Source organism: Nostoc sp. UHCC 0251 (assembly GCF_034932245.1).
Classification (GTDB): domain Bacteria; phylum Cyanobacteriota; class Cyanobacteriia; order Cyanobacteriales; family Nostocaceae; genus Nostoc.
In genome coordinates this window covers 1-10,213 of sequence record NZ_JAYGHD010000416.1, presented here as the reverse complement: position 1 = coordinate 10,213, position 10,213 = coordinate 1, and the positions used below count along the sequence as shown (strand labels likewise).

Annotated in this window: 9 protein-coding genes and 1 pseudogene; 6 read left to right on the top strand and 4 right to left on the bottom strand. The window is 43.5% G+C overall.

The annotated features are described in order from the left end of the window. Nucleotides 1-56: 56 nt before the first annotated feature. Together VB740_RS33925 and VB740_RS33920 are read right to left on the bottom strand one after the other, a co-directional pair. On the bottom strand, nt 57-1,553 hold the full coding sequence (locus VB740_RS33925) for a UDP-N-acetylmuramoyl-L-alanyl-D-glutamate--2,6-diaminopimelate ligase (protein WP_323204211.1): 1,497 nt from the start codon (nt 1,551-1,553) through the stop codon (nt 57-59). A gap of 53 nt (nt 1,554-1,606) precedes the next feature. Next, entirely contained in the window at nt 1,607-1,894 is a 288-nt protein-coding gene (locus VB740_RS33920) for a glutaredoxin family protein (RefSeq protein WP_323204210.1), read from the bottom strand. A 16-nt stretch (nt 1,895-1,910) separates the two neighbouring features. On the opposite strand from VB740_RS33920, the gene VB740_RS33915 reads away from it, so the two are divergent. The 4 genes from VB740_RS33915 (at nt 1,911) to VB740_RS33900 (ending at nt 4,194) form a co-directional block, all read left to right on the top strand. Further along, nucleotides 1,911-2,261 carry a DUF952 domain-containing protein gene (locus tag VB740_RS33915; protein ID WP_323204209.1) on the top strand — a complete coding sequence of 117 codons (351 nt, stop codon included), beginning with the start codon at nt 1,911-1,913 and terminating at the stop codon, nt 2,259-2,261. Nucleotides 2,262-2,463: 202 nt separating this feature from the next. Continuing rightward, nucleotides 2,464-2,646, top strand: coding sequence for a DUF4089 domain-containing protein (locus VB740_RS33910; RefSeq protein ID WP_323204208.1), 183 nt, complete (start codon nt 2,464-2,466; stop codon nt 2,644-2,646). After that, entirely contained in the window at nt 2,643-4,016 is a 1,374-nt protein-coding gene (locus tag VB740_RS33905; RefSeq protein WP_323204207.1) for an AtzE family amidohydrolase, read from the top strand. The genes VB740_RS33910 and VB740_RS33905 overlap by 4 nt, the downstream gene beginning before the upstream one ends. A 31-nt stretch (nt 4,017-4,047) precedes the next feature. Continuing rightward, nucleotides 4,048-4,194, top strand: coding sequence for a hypothetical protein (locus VB740_RS33900; RefSeq protein ID WP_323204206.1), 147 nt, complete (start codon nt 4,048-4,050; stop codon nt 4,192-4,194). A 112-nt stretch (nt 4,195-4,306) separates the two neighbouring features. Here the strand turns inward: VB740_RS33900 and VB740_RS33895 are convergent, their stop codons facing one another. Then, nucleotides 4,307-4,816, bottom strand: coding sequence for an N-acetyltransferase (locus VB740_RS33895; RefSeq protein WP_323204205.1), 510 nt, complete (start codon nt 4,814-4,816; stop codon nt 4,307-4,309). A gap of 29 nt (nt 4,817-4,845) precedes the next feature. Then, on the bottom strand, nt 4,846-5,550 hold the full coding sequence (locus tag VB740_RS33890) for a mobilization protein (RefSeq protein WP_323204204.1): 705 nt from the start codon (nt 5,548-5,550) through the stop codon (nt 4,846-4,848). A 595-nt stretch (nt 5,551-6,145) separates the two neighbouring features. Between VB740_RS33890 and VB740_RS33885 the strand changes: the two genes are divergently transcribed. Both VB740_RS33885 and nrdJ read left to right on the top strand, forming a co-directional pair. Next, on the top strand, nt 6,146-8,620 hold the full coding sequence (locus VB740_RS33885) for an LAGLIDADG family homing endonuclease (RefSeq protein ID WP_323204203.1): 2,475 nt from the start codon (nt 6,146-6,148) through the stop codon (nt 8,618-8,620). Between the two features lie 351 nt (nt 8,621-8,971). Beyond that, a pseudogene (gene nrdJ, locus VB740_RS33880) lies at nt 8,972-10,045 on the top strand (ribonucleoside-triphosphate reductase, adenosylcobalamin-dependent); the annotation flags it as partial. Nucleotides 10,046-10,213 lie beyond the last annotated feature (168 nt).

Below are 10,213 nucleotides of genomic sequence, written 5' to 3'. Positions count from 1 at the left end.
GCCCAATGCCCAATGCCCAATGCCCAATGCCCAATGCCCAATGCCCCATGCCCAAATTAATGTATGTTCAGTCTTTGGTGTAAAGCGTCGCGTGCGTGTTCTCGGTCGTCAAAATGGATTTTTTCAGTGCCGAGAATTTGGTAGTCTTCGTGACCTTTACCAGCAAGCAACACTCCATCACCGGGTTGTGCTTGTAAAATAGCGGTACGAATAGCAGTAGCCCGATCGCAAATTACAGTTGGTTGTACTGTGTCAGCAATTCCCGCTAAAATATCTTGCAAAATTCGTTCTGGGTCTTCAGTCCGAGGGTTATCTGATGTCACTACTGCAACATCAGCTAACTCAGCAGCAATTTTACCCATTTTTGGCCGCTTAGTGCGATCTCGATCGCCTCCACAACCAAACACGCAAATCACCTTACCAGGTATAAACGGGCGTGCAGCTTTCAGCAAATTTTCCAAACTATCGGGTGTGTGGGCATAATCCACAATAACGCTAATATCTTGGTCTGGTAGAATCTGTACCCGTTCCATTCGTCCGGGGACTCCTGGGAACTCAGGTATTACAGACGCTACTAACTGCAAATCTATCCCTAAGTGTAAAACTGCTCCTACGGCTGCGAGAAGATTTTCTAAATTATATTGTCCGACTAGGGGCGATCGAAAAGCTACGTCACCTTTTGGTGTATGTAATATACCACTGACACCATTGGGCTGGTAATTTAAATCACTCATCCATAAATCAGCGCTGTTGTCGTTGACACTGTAACTCCAAACGCGCTCAGAATCTAACGAGGCAATTAACCGCTTCCCATAGGAATCATCAGCATTAATTATTGCCCGTCCCTTGAGATAATCAGGGCTAAATAACAACGCTTTGGCGGCAAAGTAATCTTCCATATCGGTGTGATAATCGAGATGGTCTTGAGTAAGATTACTGAACACCGCCACATCAAATTCACAACCTAAGACTCTACCTTGGGATAAGGCGTGGGAACTTACTTCCATCACCCCGAACTCACTACCAGCATTTATAGCCTCTGCTAGTTGCTGTTGCAGTTCCACTGCAAAGGGCGTAGTGTAGGCAGCAGTTTGCTCAAAACCTGCCCAACGAGTGTAGAGAGTTCCCATCAAAGCTGTAGCTAGATTAGCTTTGATGAGCAGAAATTCAATCAGATGAGTAGTTGTTGTTTTGCCATTTGTACCAGTCACACCTACTAGCTTTAGTTTTCGCCCCGGATAACCGTAAAAAGCACTGGCTATTTGGGCACAAGCTTGAGTTATGTTACTTGCACTGATGACTACAGCCTCATTTGTGGGAGGATTTTTCTGTGCAGCTTCGGGAGAAACGATCGCAGCTACAGCCCCGGATGCGATCGCACTTTGCCAAAATTCTCCACCATCAACCCGCGTTCCTGGCATCCCAATAAACAAATCTCCCACACCACAAGCATGGGAATTCGTCTTCAAACCCCTAACTTCCACATCCTCCATCGGATGGCTAGGCAATTGTTCAACACTATCTACCGCCGTTAGTAATTCCCGCAATTTCATGTTGTGAACCTCGTCACATTCTTAATCTTGCGCTTATTCTGCATTATTTTTTTCTAATTGGCTAAATACTTACGCAACATTTGCTCCAACTGCTGCACACTAGCACGAGGAGAAGGACGCGGCAATGGTACTTCTATAATTTCTCCCTCCGTGCCCTCTGCGCCTCTGTGGTTCGATAAATAAAGTACTGGCACCTCATACTCATACGCACCAAACCAATCTTCACGAGTTGTAATATCCCTAATTTCCAACTCAAAACTAAGATTTTGGATTTGTTCTAGCTTTTCCTGCAAGCCTTCACATAAATGACAGCCGGGTTTACTGTATAAAATTAATCGCATTTGCTAATTAATTACCATGAACATTATTTTACATATCACCAAAAGCGAACAATGGGAACAGGCAAAAATCCTCGGAAGCTATCGCGGTGATACGTTAGACTCGGAAGGATTTATCCACTGTTCGACAGCAGCGCAAGTTATCTGGGTGGCGAATCGTTTTTTTGTCAATCAAAAAGATTTAGTAATTCTTTGCATTGATTCTGATCGAGTTAAAGCTGAAATTCGTTATGAAGCTGCGGAGGTAGACAATTTCTTTCCTCATATTTATGGTGAGTTAAATATTGATGCTGTGTTTCAGGTTGTTGATTTTGAGGCGGGGGAAGATGGATTTTTTGTGTTGCCGAAAGAGGTTATAAGTTTAGAATAATACCAATTTGAAAAAAGAATGCGACAAATAGACCATTTGTAGAGACGCGATTCATCGCGTCTTTACCCAAGGATGTGTTGCAATCATTAATTGAATTGGTATAACGAACCGCCTTTCCTTCGGAACGCTACGCGAACGCGAAGCGTCTCGCAGAGAAGACGCAATCACGTAGCGTCTCGTTAGAGAAGGACGCAAAGAAGAGATGGAAAGTTTTAATGTGGGTGAATATGTCGATCAAATGGCGTTGTTGTTGGATTTACAGCTAAGAGATGAGTATCGAGATGGTGTGGTAGCAAATTTTGAGAGAATTAGTGCGATCGCTAATTTGGTAAATTCTTTTCCGCTACCAGAGGATATTGAAGTTGCACCAGTTTTTGAACCATGAATGATGCTGTATCGATAGCTGCTGCTGTGCGTGAAGGCAAAGTTAGCGCGGTGGAAGTTACTAAGGCTGCATTAGCACGAATAGCGGCACAAGATAATCAACTCAACTGTTTTACGACTGTGACTGCTGAAACAGCTTTAACAGATGCAGCCCGTATTGACAGGGAAATTGCCCAAGGTAATAATCCTGGAACGCTGCCTGGTGTGCCTTTTGCGGTGAAAAACCTCTTCGATATCACTGGTTTAACGACTCTGGCGGGTTCAAAAATCAATGCAGAGAACCCAGCAGCAAGCCTTGATGCAACAGCAGTAGCAAAGCTGAAACAAGCGGGTGCTGTGCTGGTTGGTGCTTTAAATATGGATGAGTACGCTTATGGGTTTGTAACGGAAAACTCCCATTACGGTGCTACTCACAACCCCCATGATTTACAGCGAGTTGCTGGTGGTTCATCGGGAGGTTCGGCGGCGGCTGTTGCTGCTGGGTTAGTACCGTTGACGCTGGGTTCTGATACAAATGGTTCGATTCGGGTTCCGGCGGCGTTGTGTGGCGTTTTTGGTTTTAAGCCGACTTATGGTAGGTTATCTCGTGCTGGGGTAGCTTTATTTTCTAGCAGTTTTGACCACATTGGCCCTTTTGCGCGTTCGGTGCAGGATATCGCTACGGTGTTCGATGTGCTTCAAGGAGAAGACGATCGCGATCCAATTTGTACTAAGCGTCCGCCTGAATTGGTTTTACCACAACTCAAACAAGATATTTCTGATATCAGAATTGCCATTGCTGCTGATTATTTCACCAAAGGCGCAGAATCAGAAGCTTTAGCAGCAGTCCAAAAGGTAGCTGATGCTTTAAGTGTGACTGAATACGTAACAATACCAGAAGCACACCGCGCCCGTGCAGCAGCGTTTGTGATTACAGCTAGCGAGGGTGCAAATCTGCATTTGGATAAGTTGCGATCGCGTCCCCAAGATTTTGATTCAGCAACACGCGATCGCTTTTTAGCTGGGGCGTTAATTCCTAGTAGCTGGTATCTGCAAGCCCAACGGTTTAGAAAATGGTACCGCGATCGCGTTCGGGAAGTCTTTCAAAATGTAGATATAATTCTTGCCCCAACTACACCAATTTCTGCACCACTAATTGGTCAACAAACCATGATTTTGGATGGCGAAGAAATTCTTGTCCGTCCTCATTTAGGGTTATTTACTCAACCATTATCTTTTATTGGTTTACCAGTTTTATCAATACCAATTCAGCGTCAAAATGCCTTACCTTTAGGTGTGCAATTGATAGCAGCACCATATAATGAAGCGTTAATTTTACGGGTTGCGGCTGCGTTAGAGGTAAAGGGTGTAGTTTCAGCACCAATAGTCTAGAATGCGATACCTACGGTAGGCCTCAGAGAAAATGCTTACAGGGATTGCTTTTAAATACGGCAAAGACAGCCGCGAATATGAGATGGCTGGTGGAGTTCGCAGAAGTGAGAGTCTCCGTAAAAGCAGGGCAACTCGCTTAAAAACTATTGCCAAGAAAGCATCAAGCCAGAGTGTTTAACTAATTCGTAATGACGCTTTCTACGAGACGCTGCGTGTACCCCTGCAAAGCAAGCTGCGCGCAGCGTTCGGCTAACTTCCTAATCTGCCTCATCCCTGAACCTGTGTGCGAGTTACACTCCATCAAAAGTAGATGGATAAACAACCTTTCCCTTATACCTTTTTTGATAGTTTTGCAGTGGTTTAACCATGAAGACATCCTCTGGTACTGGAAAAGGAGACTCGATTTCATAAACAACAGAAGGCTGAAAGCCAAAACGAGTATAGAAGTGGGGATGACCAAGGACAATCACTATGGCTTCTTTCTTTGCCTCTGCTATTTCTAACCCTGCTTTTATTAGTGCGCTACCAATACCCTGTCTTTGAAACTGTGGATGAACTGCTAAAGGTGCTAAACCGAGAACCTGTAGTGTTTCTTCACCCACCAGGTCAATGTAGCTAAATAAAATATGACCGACTATAACATTTTCAACCTCTGCAACCAGAGAAAGTTCTGGAATATAGCGGTCAGAACGGCGAATTTTCTCTACAAGTTTGGCCTCGTTTTGTTGCCCAAAGGCTAATGTATTCACCTCAGCTATTACTGTGTAGTCTGGCAGAGTTTCACAACGAATATTGATCATTGGCAATGATTAAGCCCTCTAGGGCAAAGCTATTCAACTTTTTCATACCAGATACCTACTCTCTCAAAAGCACTATAAGCAAGCTTCAGAAAATTCATTACTCTCTGTCGCCCAATTATGCCAAATTCTTTATACTCTCTTGCCTCCGCAAAAGTCAGCCGATTCTGGTCAATTATGTTTCTTTCTTTATATGCTAACTTCGGAAAATCTATAACTTTTATCTTATATTTACTTGCTACTTTCTGAAAGTTTGAGTCTGACTCTACATGCTCCCAATCATCACACAGGCCTAAATTCCTGACCAAAATATGAGGGATTTTCTCACCGTAGGTATTCACTGACTGAGCAAACAGGTTGATGCTGTCGTATCCTCCTGTTGATACAAACCATTTGCAAAACATCACTCCCTGCAAATTCCCTAGTTCAAGTAATTGATTAGAATCAATCCACCCTTGTACTGCTCTATGCGATTGTGCGGGTAAATTCACAATTACTGGCCTCTCTACCGCCCACTCAAATATTCTATCTGCCTTATCTGCATGTCGTTCATTCTCACTAAACACAGCATACTTACATATTTCCTTATACACCTCTGCTACATCTGGATTTGACCTATCTGTGTCCACTGGCACAAACGGGATTTTCTTATCTAGACAATACTGAATCATTGTTCTAGTAAAGAGAGATTTTCCTACCCCGCCTTTTTCACCATCTACCAAATGAATTGTCGGCATTACAGCCACCTCTAATAGTTATTCAAGTTTGATACATCTTTGCCCTGGCTGAGAACTTTTTGGCAGTTGCCGCATAAGCAACTTGCCCGGTATAAAAGCTACATAGAGTTTATCGAGAAAGGCAGAAGGCAGAGGGCAGAAGGCAGAAGGAATACTGCCCTCTGTTCTCTGCTGCGACCACTTTCTAGCAAGGGTTTAAGACCCCCACTAAACTATTTTTTAGTGGCTCCAAGACAGGAGGGGTTTGAATCCCCAACTGAGGCGAACCTTCTGCCCTCTGCCTCCTGCCTTCTGCCTTCTTCAAGTTCTTCAGTCTCTACCTGCATAATTCTAAGCAAAGTTTATGCCTCTGCTAAGTAATTGAATAAAAATCGGTATAAAGATAATTTACTTACAGATTAATTAGTAATAACTAAAACTCAGTAATAAAATTATACCCAAGGGTGACAGACATTATACATCATAAATTTTTGTTGTAATTAGTGCAGGTTAGAGGTAGCGTAAAGTGGACAATTTGACAATCTTTAATACTCAAACTACTTGGCGTATAGTCATAATCTGTCCGCACGCAACAAGAACGCAAGACACTTAGTATATGGTTCGAGAACTCGAAAGAAAACGCCAGAGTGCAAAGTTTCCCGAAACTGCACCGGCTGCGAATCCCGTATTTTTTAGAACCTATAGCCGCCGCACAAAGGCGGGACTAAGGGAAACATGGGATGAGGTATGCGATCGCACTCTACTCGGTTTAGTTGAGTTAGGAAAGCTCACTCAAGAAGAAGCTGCCATACTCGATAAGATGCAGCGCAACCTGAAAGCCATGCCCAGTGGGCGCTGGTTATGGGTTGGTGGTACAGACTGGATAACCAAACCAAAGAATTTTTCCGGGGCTTATAATTGCACCTCTACCAATCTCGAAGACTGGAGTGCCTTCGGATTAATGATGGATTTGGCAATGATGGGCTGTGGTACTGGAGCCGTCATAGAACCACAATTTATTAATCAGTTGCCTCCCATCCGTAATCAACTGAATGTTACTGTACAAGGCGAAATTGGCAGCACTCCTGTCCAACAGCGACGTGAATATACTCAAACTCATATAGAAGGCAATAACGTCACTATTCACGTAGGAGATAGCCGTGAAGGTTGGGTTGAATCATATCAAGCCCTATTAGAACTCTCCACTAATGAACGATTTAGCAAGGTAGAGACGCAAAACTTTGCGTCTGTAGAAGTATTAGTTGACATCAGTGATGTCCGAAAAGCAGGAGAAACTCTCAACGGTTTTGGAGGAGTTGCTAATCCTGTAAAATTGCCCGGACTTTATCAGCGTTGTGCATCTATCCTAAATAAAGCTGTAGGACGACAATTAAATTCAGTTGAATGCTGTCTGTTGATCGATCAGGCTGCTGTAACAATTGTTGCAGGTAACATTCGGCGCTGTCTACCTGAAGATGCTTTAGTTCATACTTCCAAAGGCCTTGTTCCCATTTGCGATGTCCAAGTGGGCGATCTAGTACAAACGCCTTTAGGATTTCGGCGAGTTGTTGATAAATTCGACCAAGGATTTCAGGATGTCTATGAAATTGAAACTAATGCGACTTATCCAAGAGCAACTTTAAACCACAGACAAGCAGTTCTTGCAGATGCTCAAGGGGGAATTACCTGGAAGTCGATTGCAAATTTAGTTGAGGGCGATCGCCTCCTGCACAACACACAAGTACTACCTGGTACAGTTACCCATCTACCCCCTGATTTTACTGAATCTCGCCCCTCAAACAGTCGCACAGCTAAATCGTTTGTAATTCCCGAATTAACAGCTGAAGTTGCTTGGCTAATTGGGTTAACCCACGGTGACGGCTATATTGCTCTCGGTCGCAATAAGTATGATAAACCTTATGGCCGGGTTGAATGGGCAATGAACAGCTTAGATACGGAACTCACAGCTAGAGTTCAAGCCAAAATAGATGCTGCTTTAGCTTTATTTGGATTGACTGCTACTCATGGGGTAATCAAGGGCGAAAACACTGCCAAATCAATCTGCTCATCTATTCGACTAGCTGAGTACTTCCATCGCTATATCAAGCAACCTAATATTCCCCTAGCAGTTCCTAGTTTTATTTTGCAGGGTTCAGTAGATATTAGGGCGGCTTACCTTGGTGGATTAATGGATAGTGATGGTGCTGTCAATAACCGACCCCCTCACTTAATTACCTCAGTCTATCGGTCATTTATTAGACAAGTTAGTGTAGTTTTATCCAGCTTAGGTATCGCTGGCAGAATTAGCATTACCCATCCACAACACCAAACATGGCAAGTTAAGTATAACCTAACAATTCCAGCCCTCAAAGGGCGTTATAACGCCCTTATTGCACCTCACTCGCTTAAGGGAGAAGTCCGCCAAGGGTTAAAAATGTATGGTTTCACCGTCCCTGGTACAATCATGCGGGAAGCTTACACTTATAGCGAGATGCGAGATATGGGATTTCAAGGATCTCGCACTGTTGATGCCAATTATGAGCGCTATATCGTTGAAGCTGATATCTCACTAGATATTCCAGTTAGTGTTAAAGGACTGGGCAGTTATGATCATGTCCACACTTACGATATTGAAGTCGAAGAAGCTCATTGTTTCTATTGTGATGGCTATCTGACACACAATAGTGCGGGGATGCGTCAGTTTATTGCTGACGATGAACAAGGAGCCACTGCCAAAGATAACTTATGGCAGCAAGATGAAAGTGGTAACTGGCGAATTGATCCAGAACGTGATGCACTCAGGATGGCAAACCACACCAGAGTTTTTCACCGCAAGCCAACCTTAGAAGAATGTGTTGGTGCTGTCCGCAAACAATATTATAGTGGCGAGGGAGCGATTCAATGGGCTGGTGAGGCTGTAGCGCGATCGAACATTGATTTGCTGCCAACACAAGCTCTAAAAGTTAATTTTTTGCAAGCTTATGAACAAGGAACAGCCAAAGAGTGGTTAGAAGAACGTTATTCAAATCTTGATGCTAATGAGCTAGAACATCGTTTAGCTCGCTATGGGCTAAATCCGTGTGGTAATTGATTTTGCCTCACGTTAAAAACCTCGCAAAAACGGGGAAGGCTGAGATGCTAATCCCGTGGTAATCAAAGGAATTAAAAAGCCTTTGACACCGTACAGCGTAGAGAGTGAAACTAGATTACATCCAACATTGTTGTCTAGAATATAATCTCTCCAAGAGTGCGGGGGTGGATGTGAAAAATACTTGTGTTGAGCGGCTTGCCCTGAGCGTAGCCGTTGGCGCAGCCTCTCGTAGAGAAGGGAGCCGAAACACTTTTATTATCTGAAGTCACATCTGTAAAAGGTACGCGGAGCTACTGCAAATAATGAAGCAGTAGAACTAGGGGATAAAAAGCCTCTAGGGTAACAAATTTGGAAATCATTGGTAGTAATTTCCACTGCAATTTGTCAGAGGTTCACCTTAATCAAATCGACCCACATAACTACAAAGAACAAGAAGAAGCTTTCACTGCTGGGGCGCTATCTGTAGCAGCACTTTTAAATCACAAATTCCTAGAACCACGCTATCAATACAGCCGTGAATTAGATCCGATTGTAGGAGTTTCTTTTACAGGTTTATTTGATTTCTTTGTCCATGCTTTTGGTGTTGATTGGCTGCGCTGGTGGGAAGCAGGAAGACCCGCTACTGCACAAGGGCTAGCTTTCAAACGTGAGGAAGAAAAATATCTAAGTTCCTGGAAAGATATTGTACATCGGGTAGTTTGGGATTATTGCGATCGCCACAATTTCAAGCGTCCAAATCGTTGCACTACAGTTCAACCCAGTGGCACGAAGGCATTATTAACTAATGCTAGTTCAGGATGGCATCCCCCGAAAGCGCAAAGATTTATTCGCCGTATCACCTTCGGCAAAAATGATCCAGTAGCCTTAGCTTGTATTGACTACGGTTACAACGTCATTCCTTCTCAATCAGATAAAGATGAACAGGGCAATTTGCTCAACGATCCCTTTGATCCACGGGTGAGTGAATGGTTAGTAGAAATTCCTGTTTCTGTATCTTGGGCTGATTTACCAGGTGCTGATGAAATTGATGTTTCTAAGTTTTCAGTCTTAGCCCAATTTGATTTTGTCCTCCAGGTTCAACGTTGGTATGTGACTCACAACACATCAGCAACTTTAGAGCTTCGCTCTGATGAAATCGAACCTTTAGGACAGCGGATTTACGAAACTATCCAGAATGATGAAGGATATATTTCAGCAGCCCTTTTAGCTCGTTTTGATGACCTGCAATCATTCCCACGTTTGCCATTTGAACCAATAGATAAGCCAACCTACGATCGCTTAAATCAAGAGGTGAAAGCACGGCGTAAAACAGATGATTTTTGTGCAGTCTTAAGCCGCTACGATTTAGGCGAAATGGCAGAGGCTGGCCCTAGCGGTTGCGATTCTGATAAATGTATGTTTCCCGATCAGCAACCAAGCTCATAAGGTGAAATGACTATCAATTTAGAGTAGGGCTATTTCGTTCTAAACATAAACCGCTCAGAACTAAAGTTCCGAGCTAATAGCTTAAGTCCACTAAAGTGGACTAAAAGCCTTTCTTAGTCGTCTTTAGACGACTTTTGCTATTAGCCTCAGAATTTATTCTGAGGCGGG

Excerpts from the sequence above, each read along its gene's own strand:
- VB740_RS33925 (WP_323204211.1), bottom strand. The coding sequence starts at position 1,553 with ATGAAATTGCGGGAATTACTAACGGCGGTAGATAGTGTTGAACAATTG.
- VB740_RS33920 (WP_323204210.1), bottom strand. The coding sequence starts at position 1,894 with ATGCGATTAATTTTATACAGTAAACCCGGCTGTCATTTATGTGAAGGC.
- VB740_RS33915 (WP_323204209.1), top strand. The coding sequence starts at position 1,911 with ATGAACATTATTTTACATATCACCAAAAGCGAACAATGGGAACAGGCA.
- VB740_RS33910 (WP_323204208.1), top strand. The coding sequence starts at position 2,464 with ATGGAAAGTTTTAATGTGGGTGAATATGTCGATCAAATGGCGTTGTTG.
- VB740_RS33905 (WP_323204207.1), top strand. The coding sequence starts at position 2,643 with ATGAATGATGCTGTATCGATAGCTGCTGCTGTGCGTGAAGGCAAAGTT.
- VB740_RS33900 (WP_323204206.1), top strand. The coding sequence starts at position 4,048 with ATGCTTACAGGGATTGCTTTTAAATACGGCAAAGACAGCCGCGAATAT.
- VB740_RS33895 (WP_323204205.1), bottom strand. The coding sequence starts at position 4,816 with ATGATCAATATTCGTTGTGAAACTCTGCCAGACTACACAGTAATAGCT.
- VB740_RS33890 (WP_323204204.1), bottom strand. The coding sequence starts at position 5,550 with ATGCCGACAATTCATTTGGTAGATGGTGAAAAAGGCGGGGTAGGAAAA.
- VB740_RS33885 (WP_323204203.1), top strand. The coding sequence starts at position 6,146 with ATGGTTCGAGAACTCGAAAGAAAACGCCAGAGTGCAAAGTTTCCCGAA.